At 33.4% G+C, this 24973-nt stretch carries 17 protein-coding genes and 1 pseudogene; 5 read left to right on the top strand and 13 right to left on the bottom strand.

Features of this window, described 5'->3' with window-relative positions; translation table 11 throughout:
* Positions 1-6 precede the first annotated feature (6 nt).
* Both OPR50_RS02205 and OPR50_RS02200 read right to left on the bottom strand, forming a co-directional pair.
* Positions 7-4494 (bottom strand): hypothetical protein, encoded by a 4488-nt coding sequence (locus OPR50_RS02205; protein ID WP_019236968.1) that lies wholly within the window; start codon positions 4492-4494, stop codon positions 7-9.
* Between the two features lie 190 nt (positions 4495-4684).
* On the bottom strand, positions 4685-4834 hold the full coding sequence (locus OPR50_RS02200) for a hypothetical protein (RefSeq protein ID WP_218937024.1): 150 nt from the start codon (positions 4832-4834) through the stop codon (positions 4685-4687).
* A gap of 708 nt (positions 4835-5542) precedes the next feature.
* Between OPR50_RS02200 and OPR50_RS02195 the strand changes: the two genes are divergently transcribed.
* Positions 5543-7009, top strand: coding sequence for an IS4 family transposase (locus tag OPR50_RS02195; RefSeq protein WP_264339584.1), 1467 nt, complete (start codon positions 5543-5545; stop codon positions 7007-7009).
* Between the two features lie 813 nt (positions 7010-7822).
* Here the strand turns inward: OPR50_RS02195 and ffh are convergent.
* From ffh to rseP, 7 genes are all read right to left on the bottom strand, one after another.
* A complete protein-coding gene (gene ffh, locus OPR50_RS02190) occupies positions 7823-9166 on the bottom strand; it encodes a signal recognition particle protein (RefSeq protein WP_265024203.1) in 1344 nt (447 codons plus the stop codon).
* Complete coding sequence (locus tag OPR50_RS02185; RefSeq protein ID WP_155969468.1) at positions 9151-10710, bottom strand: proton-conducting transporter transmembrane domain-containing protein; 1560 nt, start codon at positions 10708-10710, stop codon at positions 9151-9153. Before OPR50_RS02185 ends, ffh begins: the two co-directional genes overlap by 16 nt.
* 298 nt (positions 10711-11008) lie before the next feature.
* The gene (locus OPR50_RS02180; protein ID WP_265024202.1) at positions 11009-13861 is read right to left on the bottom strand and encodes an FAD-dependent oxidoreductase; all 2853 of its coding nucleotides are present in this window, start codon (positions 13859-13861) and stop codon (positions 11009-11011) included.
* A 45-nt stretch (positions 13862-13906) separates the two neighbouring features.
* A complete protein-coding gene (fabZ, locus tag OPR50_RS02175; RefSeq protein WP_265024201.1) occupies positions 13907-14338 on the bottom strand; it encodes a 3-hydroxyacyl-ACP dehydratase FabZ in 432 nt (143 codons plus the stop codon).
* Between the two features lie 4 nt (positions 14339-14342).
* On the bottom strand, positions 14343-14894 hold the full coding sequence (locus OPR50_RS02170; RefSeq protein WP_077188197.1) for an OmpH family outer membrane protein: 552 nt from the start codon (positions 14892-14894) through the stop codon (positions 14343-14345).
* Positions 14895-17231, bottom strand: a complete 2337-nt coding sequence (gene bamA / locus OPR50_RS02165) for an outer membrane protein assembly factor BamA (RefSeq protein WP_253303390.1) — start codon at positions 17229-17231, stop codon at positions 14895-14897.
* Between the two features lie 8 nt (positions 17232-17239).
* Positions 17240-18358, bottom strand: a complete 1119-nt coding sequence (gene rseP, locus OPR50_RS02160) for an RIP metalloprotease RseP (protein WP_265024199.1) — start codon at positions 18356-18358, stop codon at positions 17240-17242.
* Positions 18359-18457: 99 nt separating this feature from the next.
* Between rseP and OPR50_RS02155 the strand changes: the two genes are divergently transcribed.
* Entirely contained in the window at positions 18458-18736 is a 279-nt protein-coding gene (locus OPR50_RS02155; RefSeq protein ID WP_265024198.1) for an FAD assembly factor SdhE, read from the top strand.
* On the opposite strand, the gene OPR50_RS02150 is transcribed toward OPR50_RS02155, so the two are convergent.
* From OPR50_RS02150 to OPR50_RS02140, 3 genes are all read right to left on the bottom strand, one after another.
* The gene (locus OPR50_RS02150) at positions 18711-19037 is read right to left on the bottom strand and encodes a cell division protein ZapA (protein WP_010082086.1); all 327 of its coding nucleotides are present in this window, start codon (positions 19035-19037) and stop codon (positions 18711-18713) included. The genes OPR50_RS02155 and OPR50_RS02150 overlap by 26 nt on opposite strands.
* A 72-nt stretch (positions 19038-19109) precedes the next feature.
* Positions 19110-19388 carry an HU family DNA-binding protein gene (locus OPR50_RS02145; protein ID WP_010963035.1) on the bottom strand — a complete coding sequence of 93 codons (279 nt, stop codon included), beginning with the start codon at positions 19386-19388 and terminating at the stop codon, positions 19110-19112.
* 29 nt (positions 19389-19417) lie between these two features.
* On the bottom strand, positions 19418-21070 hold the full coding sequence (locus tag OPR50_RS02140; protein ID WP_012673366.1) for a 30S ribosomal protein S1: 1653 nt from the start codon (positions 21068-21070) through the stop codon (positions 19418-19420).
* 139 nt (positions 21071-21209) lie between these two features.
* Between OPR50_RS02140 and trmB the strand changes: the two genes are divergently transcribed.
* Positions 21210-21875: a tRNA (guanosine(46)-N7)-methyltransferase TrmB gene (gene trmB, locus OPR50_RS02135; protein WP_012673367.1), complete on the top strand. Its 666-nt coding sequence runs from the start codon at positions 21210-21212 to the stop codon at positions 21873-21875.
* Between the two features lie 476 nt (positions 21876-22351).
* Here trmB and OPR50_RS02130 read toward each other — a convergent pair whose 3' ends face one another.
* Positions 22352-22999, bottom strand: coding sequence for a heme exporter protein CcmB (locus OPR50_RS02130; protein ID WP_010963039.1), 648 nt, complete (start codon positions 22997-22999; stop codon positions 22352-22354).
* A gap of 106 nt (positions 23000-23105) precedes the next feature.
* Here OPR50_RS02130 and OPR50_RS02125 point away from each other — a divergent pair, with 106 nt between their 5' ends.
* Positions 23106-23498, top strand: a complete 393-nt coding sequence (locus OPR50_RS02125; RefSeq protein WP_010963040.1) for a TraR/DksA family transcriptional regulator — start codon at positions 23106-23108, stop codon at positions 23496-23498.
* Positions 23499-23794: 296 nt separating this feature from the next.
* Positions 23795-24928: pseudogene (locus OPR50_RS02120) on the top strand (transposase).
* Positions 24929-24973: the final 45 nt, after the last annotated feature.

The following is a 24973-nucleotide window of genomic DNA, read 5'->3' as shown; positions in this document are numbered from 1 at the left end:
TAACTCCTACCTATTTTGTTGTCTACTTACTGCTGGTTCCACAGATGGCTGATCTATATTAGTGCTACATTCTTTTTGAAAAAAAGATTCAAGAAAATCCATCGTTGTCTTATGATTACTTTCTGACTCTCTAATTCTTTTCTCATTTTTTGAGCCTTTTTCTTTTACTTTTTGTTCTCTGGATTTATTCAAGCTTTCATAATTTATAGTAATTTCTTTTTCTTCTTCTTTTAGAAACCCAGCATTTACCAAATGTTCTTTACAGAGTATCAACTCATAACTACCCTTATTATCTTTACGTGCAGTTCTACCCTTAATCTGTGTTTCTTCTTTTATATCAAGTGAAAAGAATGTCTGTATAACATGCACCCCGCCGCTATTTTCTACAGCAACACTAGACTTAAAATCAACACCACGACCCATACCTCTTGTTGCTAGCGTTACTGTTTTTGCAATACCTGCCTCATCGATATACTTTTCTTTGGTATGCTCTTCCGTATTTTCTGTTAATATGTGTAAGCGATCAAATTTACCGAAGAATTTTTCTTTAAACTTTCTTATTTCTACATCTGTATCAAAAAATATTAACACTGATTGTCCTGAACCAACCTTAGAGTTTGCACGATTAAAAATTTTACTGAGCCATTCTTCTTCTGAATTCTGAGATGTAAAATTTTCACTTGAATTAAATTTCAAATGAGAATCACCAAAAAAAGATGGCATGATGGAATTTTCTCTGATGTTATAAGATTTTCTTACCGCTTTTTTTTCATGCTCATCTAGCGTAGTCAAGGTACCACTTACTCCTAAGATAAGAGGATATTCCTTAGGCAATTCTGCATAAGACACTTTGCCACAGTCTATATTCAAATACCCATAATTTTTACAATCAAAGTCTTTTTTCTTTAACCTAAAGTAATTAAATACGTTGTAATAGCTGCAATAAGTGAAAGTGGAATAAAATCCATCGTCTCTTCTATAACTTATGATTCCTTTATCGTTAATTTTATAGTTGTTAATGTACCAGTCTTTATCACTTCCTTTTGTAACACGTATTGCAGCATCAATCATTTCCTCTAGATGTTCTTGATAGAGAGACCGATTAGTATATTCTTTTTTAATAACCACATTATCTTTTTCTTTCAAAAGATAGTATTTTCCAGGTTTAAATAAAAATTTATTAAATTCTTTAAAATCTTGATTTCTTTCTCCTATCTTTTTCTTAATGAATTCTTCTACCTCTTTCAAAATAGTACTTTTTTCATAATTTTTGCTGGCCATTTCCCATATTTCTTCTTGAATACTAGCTAGTCCTGGAATACCTATAGTGTTACATGCACCATAAGTATTCCCATAGAATTGATCAGAAAAGAAAACATCCACTTCATCTATTAAAAGAGTAGTATTACTAATATCCTCTTGCTTTATCTGTTCAGATTGCTCCGCACTGTGATTTAAAATAAGACCTTCAACTAATTCTCTTAAATCTTGTTTCTTGCCATTTACCTCAGGCTTTATCACTTCATTTGCCATCTTCTCAAATGTACCATAAGTTATCTTGTCACCAATACCAAACTCCTTAAAAAAGCCGTTAAAATCTTGTTGATCTCGAGCTGCTAAGTATTCACTATAACAAACAGTTCTGACCTTATGACCTGTCAATACTAATAGTGAAGAGAGTAAACCTAGTACAAGCGATTTCCCTTGCCCTGTTAAGACTTGCGCAAGATGCTTATCAACACCTTTAGAGTCTTTATCAACACTTAACAATCGCAAAATGCATAATATTTGAATACAATGTGGCTTTAAGCTTTTTCCTGTACTTGCAATATCCTTTGATTCTTGTATAGACCACACAGCAGCTAATCCAGCAAGAAGATCAGGTAAAGTTTCTCTCTTGAATTTTGTGTTCCATTCATCAATTTTAATTTGTTTTGATTGCTCCCGTACCTTTTCAGTAATAAATTTAATTTTATCTTGGTAATTTTTGTCAGAAGTCTCTTGTATATAGGAGTTAAATTCTTTTAAGTATCTGTTATAGCAATCTCTTAGTGTTTCTACTGTGCTATTATTGTTTTCTTTTCTATATAGCTCTAAAGCTTTGTCTATATCAATCTCATCTTGTTTTCTTAAATACCAAAAAGATTCCCCTATGATACCAATTCGTTTTTTAAAATCCTCATAAGATATGCTATTCCCTACTACAGAAATAAACGGCTTTGTACTTTCTTCTTTGAATATATCGAAAGACACGTAGTTAGGTTGCTCCTTTAGATAAAGAAAAGATTTCTTAATTGCTGACAGTAACTCACTTGCTGCACTCAAATTATCGTCATCAGACCATTTTTTTTGCTCAAGTAAATTACTTACACTATTTAATAGATCTTGAGTGATTTCAATTAAGTAGTGATTAGGGATATTATCCTTATATTTTTTGATGAAATTTTCAGGATCTAAAACCTTATATGAATTTTTATCTTTATTGGCTACTTCTACTTCAGTTAAGTCATTATTAGTTCCTTTAATAAACCAACTGAATTCTATACTATTTAAATCCTCTAAAAATTCATTAAACGATCTAAAGTACTTAATGAACCCTTGTGATTTTGCTTTTTTATCAAGTGCAGTACTTGCAATATCAAGTAGTGTGTTACGTATTGCTTCCATGTTTTGCTTGAACTCCCCATAAGGAAACTTATCAGGAATTTTTTCTAAAATAAATTTTCTATTCTTCCAATACTCGTTATATACATCTACCAAGTCTCTAAAATCACTAGATTGTTCATCTAAAAACGCCTTCTTAATAGATTTTATTTGTTTTGTTAAAATATCTCGATCAATTTCTGAAACTTCTTTTGAGAGATAAGGACTTGTTTGTGCTATAAACCTTATAACATTATGTGTTGCTATTCGAAATGACTCATCATGATCACTTTCTGTGTTTTTAATAAAATCAGTATAGCCTTGTATGAGAGGTTCAAATAACTTTAATTCTTCTTTGGAAAGTGGATTGGCAATAGCATTGTTAAGAATATAAATCCATACTAAGCGCTCTTCAGGTATAGCTGACAACTCGTCACTGCTAACAAACAAGCTCTTGATAAATTGCCATAATGTTTTATCATTCTCAAATTTCCTTTCGTTAGAATAATAACCTGGCTCAAAATGTTTCATTAGTGTAAAGATAAAGCGATATTGCTGCTCAAGAGAGTGGTTTAAAGAGGAAGTTGATGGCCAATTTATAGTTTTTATCAAGCACCATTTTCCTTGTTCATTTTTTTTAAGCAAATCATTAACAGGAATGTCTATTTTACTACTAATCTCTAAAATTAACTCCTGAAAGCTCTTACAAAGATAAAAATAAATAGGATGAGTTAAAGGCGCAAAATCCTTCAACGAATTGTACTTCATTATTTCATTTACCTTTCTAAAAAAAGAATCCTGCAAATTATCTAAAAATTCTGAGAAAAGTTGCTCATCCATTGCATTAGCAAGGTCAGAAAATAAATTTATGTCTTTGTTACTTACATGAAGTGCTTGTTGTTCAAGCAGTGCATCTATATTAGAAATCATTAAATAGGCTAGTGAGGAACTGTAGGAAGAACATTTATCACGTAAGGACTTTCTATGACACTCTATTAACTCGTTACGAATTCTTTGTAATTCTCCTAATAAATTCTTTATGCTGGGCTGAGCAGAATCATCGAGTCTAGGAAAATTCTTGTTTCTCTCACGCAAAGCTTTTTCTATATTTAACAAGCCTTGAATAACATCTTTAAGTTCAGTTGAGATGTAGTTATTGTTAGCTATATCAGTTAATATTGAAGTATCTAAATCTTTTAGTTTCTTATATTTTTCTAGTGTGATGGAAAGCTGTAAAAGATCCTCTGCATACTCAAGATTATCTGCAGTCTTATCACTTCTACCATGCAAAAGTTGTTTAAACTGCCCATAAGCAGTATTTCTTTTATCTAACAATTCATCTTTTAAAATCTCGGTTATTACAAGCTTTTCAGAAAGTTTTCTCTTAACATCTATGAAAGATTTAGTAAAATCTAACCTTTCTTGATTGTGAACTCTTATCCTCGCAACAAAATTATCTTGGTTAGAAGTAAATAAGCTTCCTGAACCATGTATTTTGATATCTATACTACCGTAAGAAAGTTTACCTGAGCATACTAATTTACCATCTTCTAACTTTTCCTTTATGTATTGTTTTTTATCTTGGTTAAATATTTTTCTTATTCCTTCTTTGCTTTGATCAAGATTGCTTTGATGAATATTATCAACTTCTTTATGCTGACTACCTTTCCAGGTATGCTGCTTAAAATGTGATACAGTAGGAATAGACTCCAGGTCAGAATCACTTTCACAAGATATAGAAGATCTCTCAACCTTATCACTAGCATCACAGTACTCCTCATCAGAGGAATGAGTTGAAGAAGGTAGCAAATTCTGACTTACCTGCTGACTATTAGAATTTCCTACGTGCATAATACTCCCTATAAAGAATTATCAATATTCTTAATTTAAGATGTTTTATTCTTTGAAAAGAGGCAAGAAAAAATTTTATATGTCGATAAATAAGGTTCTTAAAACACGGTGTTTTTTTTCAAAATTTGTTGATTGAGTTATGGTGGTTGAAATAGCAAACCAATTAAGTTGCCTCGTCCAGCGCTCTCTTTTAGTTAATTACTGTTTTTTCCTTATAAAAATTTAGCTTACCTTTTACATCTAAATAGCTAACAAAATTCGGCCTTTTATAGATGAGTAACCCTCTAGGAATTATCTTCTTGAATTCTATGATATTATTTTTTGTAACATTGTTATACATATCATGAAACTGAAGCTATTGTATTTGCTTTCGCCAATCTGCAGATTAAAAGGTAAGGATTACTTAATGTATCGGCGTCTTATGTTCAATTTTTTGCAGTATATAGATACTGTATGTCTTTACAAAACTTCATCTACATCTAGATTTTTATCTAAATAAGCTGAACGCGCTTATAAAGCGTTACAAGACATCAAAAAATGCCAATACTCGACAGAGATAGTAAAAGACTAGCTAACTCGGGGATTCTTTGTCTTTTTTTCTGCTTAGTAAATTTCTTAAACATTTGCAGCGTAGGTTAGTTGCAATTAAAAGCAGCTAAATCTTGCTTGTCAAGCGTTTAAAACATAAAAAACGCCAATATTTTAAAGCGGATAATAACCCCAGGGCTTCTTTTGCCTTTTTTTTCGTTTGGTAAATTTCTTAATATTTATAGCTAAACAACAACCGTCATCCCGCTACGTGTTAGCGGCTAAGAGATACCGCGGCGGTATGACGGTTTGCGGCGGCATGACCTCGTCATTCCCCTACGTGTTAGCGGGATCTAGAGATACCGTGACGGTATGACGGTTCGCGCGGTGGCATGACCTCGTCATCCCGCTACGTTTTAGCGCTTACTATTACCCATAAGTATATAAATAGTAAAAAAGCTGATATTTTACTAATTCAACTTTCTATTATAAATGGATCTATGGTCTAAAAATGGAATATATGATGAAAAGAACTATAAATACTTCAACTGGCGAATGGGCAGAAAGTGAATTTGGAATTGTTAATTTTGGTGATATAAGATTAAGTAAAAGGCTTCTAAAAATAGTTAATAGTTTTGCTGAATCGCCTGAGCGTTCAATAAATCAAGCTTGTGAAGATTGGCATCAAAGTAAAGCAGCTTATAGATTTTTCCAAAACGATGCCATTTCTGAGAGAAAGATATTAGAAAGTCATATAATTAAAACTGTTGAAAGAGCTAAAGAATACTCAACTATCTTAGCTATCCAAGACACGAGTTATATCTCATATAAAAATCATAAAAAGACCGAAGGATTAGGGATTATAGCAGCAAGATTAACATCTAAAACAACTAATTTTAAAACACATGGATTAGTGATGCATACAACGTTTGCAGTTACAACAGAAGGACTGCCTATAGGATTATTGGATCAAAAAATTAGTACTAGACCCTCCTTAGCTGAAGACCTAAAAGAGTTGAAAAGAAGAAGCCATAATACTGCTGTTCCCATAGAAGAGAAAGAAAGCATACGGTGGATAGAATCACTTAAATATTCTACTAATCATCCTGGATTAAAGGATATCAAGGTAGTTACCGTCTGTGACAGAGAAGCAGATATGTATGATTTATTTGAAGTTGCTTCCACTAATCAATCTCTTTTTGTAGTAAGAGGAAATCAAAACAGAACAATAAATAAGAAGTCGACTTATTCTGAAAAAGGTGGTGAAAGGTTGTGGGATCTGATGAATCGCATGTCTTGTCAAGGAGAAATACAAGTGAATATTCCTGCTCGCAATGATAAACCTCAAAGAACAACAGTTTTAGAAGTAAAGTTTAGCAACTTTGTGATGAATGCATCAAAAAATAACGCTAGACGTAAAACCCAAAAACTTCCTAATTTAAGTTTAAATGCTGTCTATGCTATAGAAAAATACCCCCCATTTGGCGAAGAGCCTGTGAACTGGATTTTGTTGACAAATATAAATATTAATAATTTTGAAGAAGCAGTAGAAAAAATACAATGGTATTGCTTAAGATGGAGAATAGAGGTTTTTCATAAAATTTTGAAATCTGGTCTTAAAGTTGAAGAATGTAGGCTCCAAGCAGCAGATAGATTAATCCGCTTTCTTACAATAATGAGTATAATTGCATGGAGAATATTTTTTATCACACTAGTAGCTAGAACAAATCCAAATCTTTCTTGCACTTTCATACTGACTGACGACGAATGGAAGGTTTTATATACCAAAATGCTTAAGACAAAAAACTATCCTGAGACACCACCACCTATAAGAGAAATTGTGAGGTGGGTGGCCAAGTTAGGAGGGTTTTTAGCTCGCAAAAATGACTTAGAACCAGGCCCTATAGCTTTGTGGAAGGGATGGAAACGTCTCTTTGATTTAGCAGAAGGATGGAAACTTGCTCATGAATTTTATACTTGTGGGTAATAGTAAGGTTTTAGCGGGATCTATGCTTTGAGATACCGCGAATGAATCGCGGTATGACGGTGTAGATGATGGTTAAGTAATTCGTCATCCCGCTGCTTGTTAGCGCTTACTATTACCCACAAATAAAAACATAGTATTGTATTTACTCAAATAATTTAATTTTATTAACCTGAAAGCTTATTAGATTAAAATTATTAAACTAAGAGTTATAATTTTAGCAACTAAAAGCTGTAAATTGCACCATATAAACAGTTATTTCAAGCAAAAGTTATGCCATTAAGAGCTATGCAACAAACATTTATATTTGTGGGTAATAGTAAGTTGTTAGCGGGATCTAGAGATACCGCGAATGAATCGCGGTATGACGGTGTAGATGATGGTTAAGTAATTCGTCATCCCGCTGCTTGTTAGCGGGATCTAGAGATACCGCGAATGAATCGCGGTATGGCGGTTCGCGGTGGCATGACGTAGGACTGCTGTCATTCCAGTCTGGAATCCAAAAAAAAGGATGACACCTCTGGGCGCTGGGATGACAGGAGAAGGAGGCTACTTTCATGACACCATTCTTTTTTCTGGATCCAAGTAGTCAAGCTACTCGGATGACACCCCACTGGTGGCCCACACTACAATGTTCGTACAGTTATGAAATGAATCGCGGTATGACATGTTGCTTGGGTCAGCTATAGTATTTCTTAAAATTAATAATAAATTTCTTGGCTAGCAAGAAGCTGTAAATTTTTTTGCGAGACCTAAGCCGCTTTTGATATAGCTAAAGGTTTACTGATGATTTGTCTCATTCCACTACCTGCTGACTTACTTTCTGCTTAGCATATCCATCAAATCAGATTCTTTGAGTTTACTATGGTCAACTTTACTGAACTTATTTACCATAGAGCTCATTTGATTATACTGCTTAATTAGAAGATTAATGTCAGTTACAGTTGTTCCGGACCCCTTAGAAATTCTAAGTCTTCTTTTGCCATTTAAAATATCTGGATTTTGCCTTTCTTTTTCAGTCATTGAGTTTATGATGGCTATATATTTTTTCACTTTATTGTCATCCGGCACACTGCTACTTAGCTTTTTTGTAAATGAACTAGGAATGAATTTCATTATGTTGCTAATGCCATCCATTTTACTCAGAGTTTTTAACATTCCCACTAGGTCGTTTAGGTCGAATTTACCTTTTTTCACTTTCTTTTGTAACTTATCAATTTCTTCCTGACCAACAATCTCAGCAGCTTTTTCAACCAATGAGACAACATCACCCATGCTAAGTATTCTTTTTGCAATTCTATCTGGATAAAAATCATCGAGGTCACTTAATTTTTCACCACAAGCAATAAATTTAATTGGACAATCGGCGATCATTTTCATAGAAAGAGCAGCACCACCACGTGCATCACCATCAACACGGGTAAGAATAATGCCGGTTACACCTATTACCTCATTGAATGATTTGGCAATGTTGACCCCATCCTGGCCTATCATTGCGTCGGCTACTAAAATAACTTCTGCAGGTGAAGCTATTTCCTTTACGGCTTTCAACTCATTCATCATATTATTGTCAATATGAAGCCTGCCTGCAGTGTCTAGTATTAATACATCATAATTATCGTTCTTTGCTGCTGCCAGTGCCCTTTTTGTAATTGTAATGGGCTTCTCATCTATTACTACAGGTAAAGTTTGCACATCTATTTGTTTACCTAGCACTTCAAGTTGTTTCTGGGCAGCAGGCCTATAAATGTCTAAAGAGGCAAGCATCACTTTTTTCTTTTGCTTTTTTAGTTTTAAAGCAAGCTTTCCTGAGGTAGTTGTTTTACCTGCACCTTGTAAGCCCACCATCATAATCACAGCAGGGGGTTTAACTGCTAGATTTAAGTCACTTTTCTCTGATCCGAGAACTGCAACTAAATTATCCTGTACAATTTTAATTATCATTTGTGCTGGAGAAACACTTTTTATGACTTTTTCCCCAATCACTTTATCTTTAATGTCGTTGATGAATTTTTTTGCAACTTCAAGTGAAACGTCAGCTTCAATTAAGGCTATGCGTATTTCACGCATGGCAAGATTAAAATCATCTTCAGAAATGATTGACTTTCCTCTCAGTTTACTAAATACAGAATTTAAACTTTCAGTTAACGATTTAAACATAATAGCATTAGTAGAATACTCATTAAAAAGAGAGAAGAAGCTGAAACAAAACTCACTGAGTTATAACCCAGCACTTCTTTAAGTTTAGTAATATTATTAAAGTATAAACCAGTAAGTGGATTAGTCAAGTTTTGCACTACGCTGGCAAACATTTCTCTAGTTTTAGAGACTAACTGATTGAACAACAAGACAATATAGGATATGAAAGTTCTAAAAATCCAATCAACATCCATTTTAAAATTTACTCTCGGGTAAAATAACTTGCGTAAAGGAATAAACAATAAAGTGGTACATAGTAACAAATTAAATTGCGACAAAATATTTTTTGTGTTGTACACAAAATCGAAAATCGAAGGTTTATTGTAAATAGGTAAGTAAGGATTGCCAGCGATTACGCATATAAATGCTAAAATAATCATAGTCATTTTGCCTCCTCTCTCTGCTAAAGGTTTTGACTTACTTTTTGCAATAAATAAGTAATAAAGAAACTTTAGCCCCACGCTTAAATGAAGCAGCAAATTTAGAAGCTTATATAAATTTTTATACCCTTTTAAGGCAACAGTGTTCATTTCAATTTCAGCTGTGATATATGATTTACTGATAAATCCAACGGTTCCAGGAAATGCAGCCATTGTAAGTATTGCGATTATAGCACACATGCCTTCCACTGACATCAGTTTACCCACTCCATTAAAACTAATTGTTTTTGTTTGTGAAATAATCGAATTACTGACCACAAACAATAATGATTGATAAACAAGAGAGAAGATTATATGCAGTATCAAAATTGGTATTGCTTTTTCCGAAGGACTGAGCAAACTTCCTGCAATAATCAGCAAGCCCATTTGTCCTACAACGTTATAGCATAAAAATCTGCGAATATTTTGCTCAAGAGAAGCAAATATAATGCTGTAAATTGCAGTGATGGCGCCTACAAGCGCTAATATTTCAGTACAATCTTGCCATAGGTTATAAGTGTGTAAAAGCATCACTAAAAAAGAGACTTTAGTGGTAAATAAAGAGAGATATGTGGTGCCATGTAGCGATGCAGCAGGATATGCATCAACAACCCAAAATGAAAAAGGAAAACAAGCGCAGTTTATCAATAAACCCAAAATTATCAGGTTAGTGCTTTGAAGTGCCAATCCTGCTATTAATATAACTCCAACGAAAAAGTGTACACAAGCGTACCTTATTGCAGGTCCACTATCTCTACAGCTAGCTGCGATAATAAAAAATGCACTGATGGTCATTAATTCACAGAATATTATAACCAATATCATATGTTCAGATAAAACTGCATAAAGTGAACTAATAGTGTAAGCAGCAAAAGATAGCATCTCTGAAAAAGTCAAATTTTGTGCTGGTAGAACAGCTAAAAATGCAACTGATAAAAAAGATATTAGTATGGTACGAAAAGATAAATCAAAATCTAGAATTGGGAGAGACCAATTTACTGCAATGCTCAAATTTTCAGGTAATTTTAGGACTATAACTATTAATACAGTCAGTAGAAGTAACAGTGACGATTTATAAAGTTGCACAATAATTAAAACCAATATGGTTTATGCTATCTCAATATATGAATAAAATCAATTTGCATATTAACCACTAATTAAACTAATTATCATATAATTATATCAGAGTTTAGAGGGTTATAGAGAAACCGGTCAGATTAGGTTTTTAATCTGACCGATAGCTTTAATAGTGAGGTAAGCTTTAATATAGCACTCCTAATTCATAACGCTACACTCGTGCATAATTTATTTTTAATTTGTGCACGAGCGTTAGTAAATTATTTACTTTTTGAAATAAAATTTGGCATCACTTTAATATTGAGACTTAGTAAACCTCAGTAGGTCTGCCAGTTGGGCCCATAAGAATTATTTGCTCGCCTTCTCTTAAGTGTCTGCATAAATTAGTGGAGCCGCCGATTTCCAGCACAATAGTGGAAATAATTCCTTTTTTTTTGTCTACTTCAGTGCCAGTCACAGCTATACCTTCCATAGCAAGGTTAGTTTTTCTGCTATTGGTTTCAAAATTTTGCAACCTAAAAAATTGTCCAGGTTTAAAATTCTTTGCCGCAAGAGGTGCTTTAATCACTATTTCTATCACTTTATCTGTTAAATATTGAACTTTTATGACTTTTGCAGTGAATTGCTCTTTGATTCTATTAAATAATTCTTTATTAGCCAGGTCTTCAACACTTGACCACGCATTTTTTTTCTGGCCCACAACATCACACACTGGAATGACAGAAACGAAGCTATTAACTCCACTCAAAAGCTGAGAAATAATAGGGTAGCCGTTCTTAGCACTTGCCATAGCTTTCACGACGCTGCCGCTATACGAAGGATGAAGGTCACCAAAAAAGCTAATTGTTTTATTGCCTTGCTTGTATACTAATATTCTGTCTTTATTTTGCATTTTAGGAGAAAATATTGGGTCTATTTCTTTTCCCAATGAATTCAATTGAGTAAAATACCCATTACTTAATTTAAAATGCTTTTCATCTTCTGTTGCAATAACCGTATTTGGCTCAGTACCTGCTGCTATAAAAATAGAACGTGCTTTTATACGTTTGATTTCGCCGGATTTTGTGTCTATCAGTTTTATTGATTCAGCATGGTTATATTTATCCGTCACAACTTCAACTGGCTCTAAGTTTTCAATAAAGTAAATTCCTTCTGACAGTGCATTTTGCACCTCTTCGCTATTTAATCGATAACTCGGTGAATCTTTTAGCTCTTTTCTATATATAACTTTCACTCCCCCGAGGCTCTGCATCAACTCTAATATTTTTATTTCTCTATTCTCTTTTTTTGCTAACTCTTGCTCTGCTTGGATCAACTTTGCGTGCGATATGAGCTCATTTGCAATTTTGTGTTCTTCTTCTGTCCAATCTTTTTCAACACAGTCCTTTCCATACTTATCAACTAATATCTCATAACGAAGAAGAAATTTTTCTACTTGAATTGGATAATACGCTAAAGCTTCAGTGGCAGTGTCAATCGCAGTAAGCCCCGCACCTATGACAACTATCGGCATACGAACTTGCAGATTTGCTATAGAATCAAATTTAAGAGCACCAGTCAGTTGTAACGACATAAGAAAGTCAGATGCCATACGTACTCCACGAGCTAGTATATTCTTTATTTTGATCATTCGTGGCTTGCCAGAGCCAAGTGCTAGGGCGATGTGATCAAAACCCGAGTTGAACGCGTCATCAACATTAATCGTGCCACCAAAACGAATGCCTCCATAAAGTGCAAAATGCTCACGTCTTTCCAGCAGTAATCTAATAATCTTTAAGTAATTCTTATCCCACCGAGAAGTAATACCATATTCTGCCACCCCACCAAACCCTCCTGCCGTGCGTTCACTCAATTTTTCGTGTTTGAAATCTTTAATTAGCTGGAAATTATCGATCAAAGGTTCAATCTTTAGTCCATCAATGGTGATAACGTTATGCCCATCATTCAATAAATGATGAGCTAAATTAAAACCAGCAGGACCAAGGCCTACAACTAGAACGTTTTTTCCAGTGTTTCCTCTTGGCAATGAACGCTGAAAATTTAAAGGATTCCAACGGCTGAGCAGAGAATATATTTCAAATCCGTACGGTAAACTGAGCACATCATCCAGAATCCTTGTTTCAATTGCTGGCACATTTACGGGTTCTTGTTTTTGATATATGCACGAATTCATGCAGTCATTGCATATTCTGTGTCCAGTAGCCGCGCATAATGGGTTATCTATCATCACAATTGCAAGACTTGCTATGCTGTACCCTTCGCTTTTCACCAGATTCATTTCTGATATTTTCTGCTCTAGTGGGCAGCCGTGCAGTTCAACTCTAAGTGGAGACTTTTTGAAAGTATTGTCGTTATTAATTAGCCCCTTTGAGCAGCTGTCCTTACTTTGCTTATGACAAAATATGCAGTAGTGAGCATTATCTAGTGCTTTATTCAAACTCACCTTTTTGCTTGTTAGATCAAAACCGTATCGTCTTTTTACTTCATTTGAATACAGCACTTCAACTTTGTCCACTTCTTTTTTAGAAAATGGTATGAGGTTTTCGTGGTCGATTTTTTTATGAATACTGAATAATATACTCTGTTTATTTTTTACTCTCCACACTGCATATTGTGCTGCAAGTTCTATTTCTTCTTTGTGATTTTCTTTATCTTCAAACCAATGCATCACCTGCTCAGCAAAATTTTTTTCTGTTGTTGGCAAAGTGAGAAAATGACTTAGTTTGTTAGTAATATCTATATTCGCCACATTAGTGTATTTCTTCAATGCATAGCGTTGGACAAATAATCTTTTGCACTTATATATTACAGCAAAGTCGTTGTGCTTTTTCTTTAGCTCCTCTATTTCTTTTTCAACATTGAAAAGTTTTGCAATAAATTCATCAAGTAAATATGAGAGGTCTACTATTAACTGACTATCTGTCATCCAAGTAGCTGACCGTCCTTCTTGTTTTCTAGATCCCAGTGTCAAGCACTGGGATGACGGGGGGTGACACTGGGATGACATCGAAGAAGAAGCTGCTTTTTCTCTTGCTTCAATTAATGAACAAAACAAGCTCTCATCACATGATTTGATATAATTCAAAAATGTCTCATCTAATTTTATTAATCCATTGCGAGTATATAGATTAGAAAATGAGATGTTGAAATTCAGCTTCATTGCTATACTATACAGTGTACATGCTGTTTCTTACAGATGAAGATTTTATTTATTTTGCAATACTGCTGAGATTGTTGCTTCTGCAACTTTTTCTTCGCTAACAGATGCAATACACCTAAATTTGTGTACACCTAAACACACACTTTGAATGTTAGCTTGAAGAATCAATGTGTCCCCTGGAGTAACTAGCTTTCTGAATTTTGCATTTTCAATGGATCTCAAGTAAACAACTTTATTTTCTATTGTTTCTTTACCTAGAACACATATAGCAGATGCCTGAGCTAGAGATTCAATTATCAAGACTCCTGGCATTATTGGATGACCAGGGAAGTGGCCAATAAAAAATGGCTCATTGAAAGTCACATTTTTGATTGCTTTTATACTTTTACCAGGATCACACTCTATAACTCTATCTACTAAGAGAAACGGACAAGAATGTGGTAATATTTTTATAATATCACTGATATTAAATTGCATAAGCCTACTCAATGCCTTTCAAAGCAAATTCAGGTATTTTCTTGTTTATATTGTTTAATACCACATCTGATAAATCAACTTCATCCATGGAGTATAAAACTTGGTTCTTTTTTGAAATAAATAGTACCAAATCTATGTTGTTTTTTTCTGCCGTTTTTTTAGCGACTTCTTTTATCTTGTTAAAAACACTCTCTACTGCGTCTCTATAGCTTTCTTCTAAATGTAACATTTTTTTAGCGTAATTATCTCTAGTATTTACAGTGTGCTTATTAAACTGTTCTGTCTTTTCTTTTTTTGCTTCTTCTGACAAAAGTTCAAATTCTTCTTTTGATGGCTTAAGTTTTTCTAACTCACTTTCAAATTCTTGTTGTAATCTAGAATTCTGCTCCTTTATTTGTTGTTGTATATTTTGCAGAGCAAGAGATTCATTGATGACTTTGTCACTATCGATAATTGCAGCTTTTGTGTTCTGAGGTTGATATCCTACAAACTTATACCCCACAAATAAGGAAATAATTAAGGCAATAACTGATATAAATAACTGTATATATTTCATTCAAATCCCCGCTTCAATAGAAAATTTAACATTTGGTGATGGTATTATATCATAAGATTCCTTTACTAAAGGAAACCCGAAATCCAATCTAAGTCTACCAAAAGGAGAAAGCATTGAAAAGCCAAAACCTGGTGACACTCTCACAAGCTTGCTATCGTAGTATTTCCCTTCATACTTCTTATTTTTATCATCTAAGCCAAAAAGTGTTGCATAGTCAACAAATAGTGAGCCTTTGATACCAGCATAGTCATATAGTTTTGGTAGAGGAAAATCCACTTGCTGTGTTAGATTAAAATAAGTTTTGCCTCCTAATGAGCTTTTATTTTTGTCTTCTGCTCTTGGTCCAATACCGGAAAGGTCAAACCCTCTAATCTCATTACCCCCTTTAAAAAAGTGCTGGCCAATGTTTAGATTTTCATCAGTATAAGAAAAAATATGACCTGCCGCCATCTTAAAGCGTAGCGTTATATCATCGTCAATTTTGCTTAATATAGGGTGCGTATAAAAAGATAAGAATTCAGATTTTAGGAAATTCACGTTTCCTCCCAATCCTGAAATATCCTGACTTAAGCGCAGTAAATACCCTTCTTTTGGAGCATATAGATTATCCAGTTTATTATATGCCAACGTGTATCCCACTGATGAAATCTGATGTTTACCTTTTCGGTCCAGTATTATTTCAGAGATATCGGTGTCTTGTCCACCCTTATTATCCATGTGTATATGATTATACTTATAAGAATAGCGAAGGGAATTAGTTAAGTTCTCTGTGACTTTATATGATAACTTTGTAAAAAATCCCATATCGCAACTATCAAAAGTAGTGTTTGGTTTATCTTGTTTTTCATAAAATACACCCATGCCTAGTGACGTATCAGAATCGTTAAAATTATTTTCAACAAACTCTAAATCAGTAGAAAATACGTATTGACTTTTTTCAAGAGCAAAAGAGAGCTCTTTTCCAGTACCAAATAAATTACGGTCTTTGAGGTCAATTTTAATCAATGCTCCACCAGGAAGAGACACACCTCCTCCCAAATACAACGAAGTAGTGTTTTTTTCTTTAACACTTAAGTCAAGATTTACTGCATTATCATTAACTGCATAACTATTTACTTTCACTGTTTCAAAAAAATCACTACTCATTAGTTTTTTACGTGACTTTTGAATCTCAGATATATTGTACGCATCACCTTCTGCTACACTTAGCTTACTTCTGATCACTTTATCTAAAGTGCGATCGTTACCATCAATTGTAATTTGATTTATATAAATCTTTTTACCCGGCAGCACTCTGTAGGTTACATCTACAACATTGTCACGTTGTGCATACTCTGGATTAACTTTTGCAAATATATATCCTTTCTCATTTAAATATTTGTTTATTTTTTCTACTGTATTATTAATTTTAACTCTATTAAATATCTTATCGTTTTCCTCTGTTATAAAATCCAATATTTCTTCTTTTAGGCTCAAATCCTGAATTTCAGTTTCAATATTAACCTCATTATTTCCAAATAAATACTGCTGTCCTTCGTCAATCAAAAAAGTTAACTCTGTTTGATTGTTATTATCAACCTCAACAATTGGTTGAATATTATTTTGAATATATCCTTTAGATGAATAAAAATGATCGAGCAATTCTGTGTTAATCAATAGATATTGCGGTGAATAATGATTTCCGCCTTTAAAAATAGCTCTAAATAACTTACTAAATATGTCATTACTATGTCTTTTGATAACTTGCTCTAGCTCATTTTCAGAAAAGTTTTTATTGCCTATAAATCTTATATCCTTAATTTTAGAGGTTTTGCCTTCTTTTATTTTAAAAATTAGATTGACCCTATTGCCATCAAGCTTATTCAGGTCATATTCAATTTTAACACCAATCTTACCGTTATTTCTATAAGTAGTGACTAAATTCACTAAATCGTTTTGCAATTTTGTTTCAGTTAAAATAGTTAGCGACTTTGATTGAATCACATTACTTAGCAGCTCTTTGCTGTTAAATAACTTATTGCCTTTTAACACTACCTTGTTAATCAGTGGATTTTCTTGAATTTTTATTACTAAATTTTTTTTATCATCTATGTAAGCATTAACACTAGCAAATAACTTTGTTTTATATAGATCTTTTATAATTGAGTCTATATCATCGTCGTTTATATAATCACCAGATTTTAGTTTTATATAGAACCCTATTGTCTGGTTGCTTACCCTCTCATTACCAATACATTTGACATCTTTCACCTGCACTTTTTCCGCAGTTCCTAAAGCAACAAGCAGGGCAGGAAAAGAAATAAAAACCACTACCAGTATATAAAATAGCTTTTTCATATTTTATTTCAAAAAAGATCCCTAATATCATTTGACATTCCAGTTGCCATAAGCAAAAACAACACTAAAGCACCAAAAATAGCTGCATATTTTTGACATTTCAAGCTTAAATCCCTACGTATAACCGCTTCTATGATATAATGAAATAAATGCCCACCATCTAGCAGTGGTATTGGCAGCAAGTTAATTGCAGCTAAATTAGCTGAAATGATTGCCATAAAATATAGAACCATAATAAATCCCTTTTTAGCTGATTGTCCTGAATATTTTGCGATTTTTATTGGCCCACCTATTTCATTGATACTCCTTTTACCAACAATAATGTGAAAGAGAGCTTTGATCGTTAAGCACATAGTGTGGTAAGTTTCACTTACTGATAAGCTCACAGCCCCAAGAAAAGACGACTGCTTTAATGTATTGACTGAAATAATCCCTATAGTTTCTCTTTCTATTGTGTTGCCAAAAACGTCTTTGTCCTTGATTATTAATGGAGTTAAACTGGTCCTGTGCTTCTCATTATTTCTGCTATACTCAATCTCCATTCTTGTTTTAGGATTCGACATTATCACACGTGAAATATCTTCAAAGTATTTTATTTTATGCTCATTGATTTGTGTAATAGTGTCACCTGGCAACAAACCAGCTTGCTTAGCTGCACTACCTTCGATTACATTTCTAATCACCGGTGGAGTGCGATAATAACCTGCTATGCTAAAAAATATTGTAAAAGCTATAACAGCAAACACCATGTTTGCAAAAGGCCCTGCAAAAACTACTGCTGCTTTTTTATGCCGCGGTTTTGTATGAAATGAATACAACTTTTCTTCTTCGATTAAATTTTGTTGATCAGCTGGGACACTTGCTGCATTGTTGTCCCCTAGCATTTTAACATAACCACCCAATGGAACAACGCTTAATTTCCATCTAGTTCCAGACTTATCGTTAAAACCAAAAATTTCAGGACCAAAACCTATGGAAAAAGATTCAACTTTAACTTTGCATGCTTTGGCAACAACATAATGCCCATATTCATGCACGAATACTATGACAGAAATTATTAAAGAAAATGATAAAAAATAATATATTCCATCGCTAAATTGATGGATAAGATTAGAAATTAATTCCACCTGTATATTTAGATCTTAACAAAATGTTAAGTATATTAAAACGCGCCTCGCTTGACAAGTATTTAGTTTAACTTTTAAATTAAAAAAAGTTTAATTGTAATGACAGATACCTCACTATTCAGAAGAAAATTAATATATAGAAGCTGGCATAGGGGTTGCAAAGAAACCGATATACTTTTAGGGCATTTCGCATTGAAATATCTTGATAAATTTTCCTTAAGCGAACTAATCGAATACGAAAAAATAGTTGATCTTGATGATTACGAATTATATTGTTACATAACTCGTAAGACAAACCTCCCTCCTGGCTTGAATAGTCAGATAGTCAATTTAATTGCTTGCTTTATTGAAGCTAATCCTTTATGCACTCAAGATTAGTGATAATCTTATTTACCTTATCTAGTACCTCAGTATATTCTATTCTTTTCTCGTTTCTATACTTTTCGCGCTCTTGATTTACTTCATCTAATCGCTTTGTTAATTCTAAAATTTTATCCTCAAGAATTAGTGCTGCAAGTAAGAAATTTAATGCATCCGAACCCTTACCTCCAGTTTTTTGAGATACAGAACTAACTAACTTGTCAAAACTATTAGCAAGGCGTAATAAATGATTCCCCTTCCCACTTTCGCAAGATATTTTATATGTGTTATTACGTATAACTATTTCTACTACTTGCATATGGTGCTAAAAATTTCTATCGTACAGTATAAACTCAAACCCCTACTTTCATCTTATTTATGGTATAAATTTTTATTCATTTATCAAATCAGATAATTTTTTACTGCTACGAAAATATGTTTTAAAGTATTGATTCTTTGTAAACTTCTGTAACATTAAATGGCTTGTTTCTTTCAAGTTATAACTTCTAACTGAAAAAGAACCAAACCCCCTAATTTCAACTCTATTATGATGTTTCAATGTGCTTGAAAGTATCCCAAAAAATCTATCAACTATAGCTGCTATAACAATCTTATCTAAAAAAGGATGTCTTTTTGCTACCCTCGCTATTATATCAGACTTTGTTGCCATTTATATGAAGCCAAAATAAGTAAACCTTATCACTTAGCAGATAATGCTATGTTATATTCTTCAACACCCAATACTTCAACTTCTATTTTTTCTGATATAGAGAATTTTTTATTCTCTGGTAAATGCTCTTGATCTATTAGAAGGGTTACATCGTTCTCAACTTCAACGACTAGTCCATTATCTTCTCTCTTACCTACAATAACCTGTATTTTATCACCTACCTTAACTTTCTTTATCAGTTCTTCAAGAGGATCATACTCTATTTGTTTTATTCCAAGATAAATTCTTGCCCGATTCACGTTAGCCCTTATTACTTTTGCTTCTATTTTATCACCTACATTATACTTCTTTATCTCATCTGAACCATTTTTAGACCAACTAAAATCTTTCACATATATTGTCCCTTCTACGTTCTCATCTATTTCAGAATCACCGAAAGCAACAGATACATATGAGCCGGTATTATTCTTCACTTCACCAGAAACAATAGAACCAGGAGGATATTTATTGATAAATACTTGCCAAGGGTTGTCTACACACCTTTTCATGCTTAAACTCATCCTACTCTTAGCAATGTCAATACTGAGAATTTTTACATATACTTCTTGTCCCCTTGTTACGAGACTACTAACTGGTAAATTACTCTTAACCCAAGTTATTTCTGACGAGTGCACTAAACCTTCAATTCCAGGTCTAAGCTCAACAAATAATCCATAATCTTCTATGCTTGTTACATAACCCTTATGCACACTATCAACTGGATATTTTGACTCTGCATCTTGCCAAGGGCTATCTTCTAGCTGCTTCACACCCAAGGAAATTTTAGCATTTTCCTTATCTATTTTTATAATTTTAACTTTTATAGTCTGACCACAAGTAAAAACTGCAGACGGATGACTTACCCTACTCCAAGAGATATCTGTAATATGTAACAATCCATCTATAACTCCCACTACATCTGATTCATGAATACCGACAAATACACCGTAATGAGTGATACTTTTTATTTTCCCTTCTATTATATCGCCTTCATTTAAAGATTCTAAAAATTTAATTTTTTCACCAGCGTGCAATTTTTCTAACACCAGCTTTCTTGATACTACAATATTGCCCTGCTTCTTATCCATTTTAAGCACGATGAACTTTTGTTCAGTTTCAATAAGGTGCTTCGCATCTTTTACTTGCTTCAAATCCACATGACTCAGCGGTAAAAAAGCGCTTATTCCGTCACCAAGATCAACAATAAAGCCACATTTAATTGAGCGTTTAATAACTCCGCTTACTTCAGCCCTTGTAACTGTATCTTCTTCCAACTTATTCCATTTTTCGTCCCTAATTGCTTTTTCACGACTAAGAACAACATTACCATGATAATCTTCAATTCTTTCCACATAAACTCTGATTTTCGAGCCAATAATGACCTCATCATTACAACCGAGTTCCTTGATCAGAATTCTCCCGTCAGATTTTAAACCAATATCAACCACAACGTCGTTAGGGTTTATTCTTGTAATTACACCTTCTACCACATCTCCTTCTTTAATTTTGTTAACAAAAGAATCTTCAAACAAGGTATTATCTTGATCCTCAAATTGGCCTTGACATATCTCTTCTATAAATTTGTTTGATGATAGCTTTCTGATAGTAACCGGTAGATTTACGACTGGATTATTATTATTCATACCTTTAACTTAAACTTTATTAGAACTCATATATTATATAATATTAACAATTATTGACAAGTAATTTTTCATTAACTCATTTCGAGAATTGTTTAAGCTATATAAAATATAGTGAGAAAATTATATATGTATCAAGAATATGCTATTTAAGAATAGCAAGTGGATTAGATCGTTCTCCAGAAGGTCCAGGCTAAAACCTGATGTTGATGAAATATTGGAAAAATATTCTATTCAAAACAGCAAGGAATCTATAGAGAAAATTGTAAATTCACAAAAAAGAATATGGGTAGAAATAGGCTTTGGCAACGGTGAAAATATGCTTTACCAGGTGCTCAATGAACCTGATCTATTATTTATAGGATGTGAGCCCTACTTAAAGGGGGTTTCTCGCTTGCTAACAAACATAGAAATACAGAACATAAAAAATATTTTAATGTGGACAGAAGATGCAAGAGAATTGATTGCAAATTTTCCTGATAACAGTGTTGAAAGATTCTTTATTCTCTTTCCAGATCCATGGCCAAAAAGAAGTCACAATAAAAGACGATTAATTAATACGGAATTTTTAAATTTATTAGCAAAAAAAATACTTATAACAGGGGAAATATTCATTGCAACCGATCATCAGGACTATGCAGAGTGGATAGCATCACATATAAAGCAGTGTAACTCTTTAATCTATAGGGAAGACGATTTCACAAGTTATACTCTTACAAAATACCACAGAAGAGCGCTCAAAGATCAGCGTAAAGTGAGGTTCTTTAAAGTAAGTGTTATTAATAATTTGCAGACTATGGATCAATAGAGTTTTTGCATATCTCTTTTACGTTAACTATAGATTAAAAATAATAAAAAAAGAGGGAGAAATAGAGTAAATTCCTTTAACTACTTCTCCTTATGAAGGAATAGACTTCTTGCATAACCCAAACTAAGTAGAAAAAAGGTATCATCCAAGTAGCCCCTTTCTCGTCATGCCGCTGCGAATCGTCATACCGCCGCGGCGCTAACACGTAGCGGGATGATGAGGCTTATCGTCATGCCACCGCGAACCGTCATACCGTCACGGTATCTCTTAGCCGCTAACAAGTAGCGGGATGACGGTTGTCAGGTTAGCTGTTATCCCAGTTTTTGACACTGGGATGACAACGAAGGGCTACTTGGATGACAGGGAAGGATGCTGGAATGAAGGTTTTTCAAATTGTCGATAAACCTAAATCTATAATAACTATTTGCCTTTTTTCTAGGTTATGCAAGAAGTCTACTGAATAACAGTAAGATTTTTCAATCCTGTTCCACAGCAAATTTTAGTGCCATGTGAGTAGTTATGGTGCTGTTAACAATCAAAATAACAAAAACTAAGATGGTGATTAGTAGTGTATAAATATTCAAGGATAAATTTTCAAATTGAGTTAGCATTTTAAAATACACAAAGGTTGGCATTATCATTGGCAAAACAAGAATTTGCGATACTCCTGATGCTAAGTTGTTTTGACCAATCATCAATGCATTTCCAGTAGCTGAAATATTAGTGATTATCAGCGTATTAAATAATAAAGACACTCCAACTGCTATTGAGTGTTCAATACTATTGCCTAGAATTGCAAAGCTGAATATGGAAGAAATTACTGAAATCGGTAACCCAAATAATAACCAGTGAGCGAAAATTTTATAAGCAACTATAAGCCTAGAAGAGAGTGGCTGTACAAAGATTTGCTCTAATATTCCATCATGATAATCAGATGTAAACAAATTATTTGTAGAAATCTGCAAAACAAATGTAGCACATATCCATGTTAATGTTAACATAACTTCTTGTTTATTGTTGTTTTTAAGTGTAAATGAAGATAAACTTAACATTATGATAAAAATACATACTATATAGGTAAAGTTCTTATCATCTATTACTAATTTTTTTACTGAGTCGATCATACTAGGCTTTTAAATGTTTATTATAAATTATAGTGTTTACTTTGAGGTAGTATAATTTTTTGTTCATAAATTATATAGGTTTTATTATTTTTTTGATAATGCAATTATGGAAAAGTTACCAAAAATAAAGTCACCAGAAGATTACACTCCTTCAGAAGATGAAGAATATATGAGCGTAAAACAACTGGAATACTTCAGCTTAAAGTTACAATCAATACTCGCTGAGTTAGAGAAACAAGAACTAGAAGATAATAGTATTGATACATACTATTCTGATGAAGATAGTGGAAACGAGGAATTAATCAAGCGTCGAAAAGATAGAAAAGAAAAAATTAAGGAGGCGTTAGAAAAAATAAAATTAGGCACTTATGGTTACTGCGATGGAACAGGAGAAGAAATAGGAGTCGAAAGACTTAAAGCTAATCCGCTTGCTATATATTGTATTGAAGAGCAAGAGAGAGTAGAAAAAGAAAAGAACGTGTACAACATTAACGATTAATTTACACATAAGTGGTGAGCCCATTGGACTTCAAGAGGAGCAAGAGGCGCTGAAGTATGTTATGCTATAAAGAAAGTGGAAAATTGGACATTCTCAACTTGACTCCTGCAGATTAAAAATTAAGTTGTATCCGTTCAGGCAATGGCGTCAACTTAAGGAAAAATGTCAGAGATTGTGTATAAAATTTCTCTCTAAATTTTTTATCATTAAATTATCCAAAGAGTGCAAGGGACAGCACTTTTGTTTCTGTTTTATTTCAACAAAGAAGTCTAAAATGTGTCCTTTTTAGGTGAAATATGCAAAAAGGAAAAAACCTTATTCTACAAATTAAAAATATAATATACTCGAAAACTTTTCAGAAAATCCATTGTGTTGAGTTTTACACGAACAAGCTTTTTCGACAGTATTTTCTATGATTTTAAAGTTAGTTAAAAAAAGTTTGGGAATAGAATGTGAACTTATGGAGCCATTGACATGTACCCTCAAAGCAAGCTTTTTCTAAAGCAAGGTATAAGATTTGCCATACAGGCTCAAGAATTTAAGCATCCAAACAGCCTATCAGGATGAACCTGAGTTGGAGAGGCTATAGACTTATTGCAGCAGATGGTTCTGGTATGAGATTACCCAGCTCTGGGGAAATTGTATCCGAGTTTGAACCAAATGGAACAACAGGCACCATTGGCAATTTGTTTGTTGATTTGTGTACTTCATTGATTTGCAGTGCTCGTCTTGCAGCTTGGAATATAGGTGAACAAACGTTGGCGGCAGAGCAATTACCCGAAGTTATCACTCAAATGCGTTTATTAAATCAAGAGAAATTATTATTTATCTATGATCGTCTTCAGTAAAATTCATTCAGCAGCATTATGATTTGGAAGTAGATTTTATTTTTTGCTTGCAAAAAAGAAATTATAGTAAGCTATGGGAACGCTGGCGAATTAGATTTTGATTTTATATTAGAAAATGAAAAGCTAAAAAATAAAATGAAAGGACAGAAAGTAAGAGTTATAGTGCTGACATTAGCCAACTGAGAAACAGAGTTTTTGACCGAGACTTTGGAGCAAAGCTTATGTGTTAAGGTGGCACATAGAGGAGTGCTATAAACGACTCAAAGTAGGAGCAGAGTTAGAGAATTTTTCTGGAGAGGCTGTATTACAAGAATTTTGGGCAAACTTGGTCATGTGCAATATATTATCGCTTCATATATGTGATGCACAAGGGCCTTGGAACCCAGATCAAATTACTGAGTATCGTTTAAATTTTTCAGTTTTATTTAGTGTAATGAGACAGAAACTCTATCAGGTACTTATTGCGCCAAAAAACTTTCAAGCCCTTTTTAAGTATACGCGCTAAAGTTAAAATCCGACCGGGACAGCCGCAATAAAGTAGATAAGCCTAAACGCCATCATGTCTTTAGGAGAGTTTGCTAATGAAAGTTCTTAAGTTGACGTCATTGACTGTTCCGATTCGTTATA

This window comes from Wolbachia endosymbiont (group A) of Epagoge grotiana (assembly GCF_947251775.1).
Classification (GTDB): Bacteria; Pseudomonadota; Alphaproteobacteria; order Rickettsiales; family Anaplasmataceae; genus Wolbachia; species Wolbachia pipientis.
This window is presented reverse-complemented; position numbering and strand designations above follow the sequence as displayed.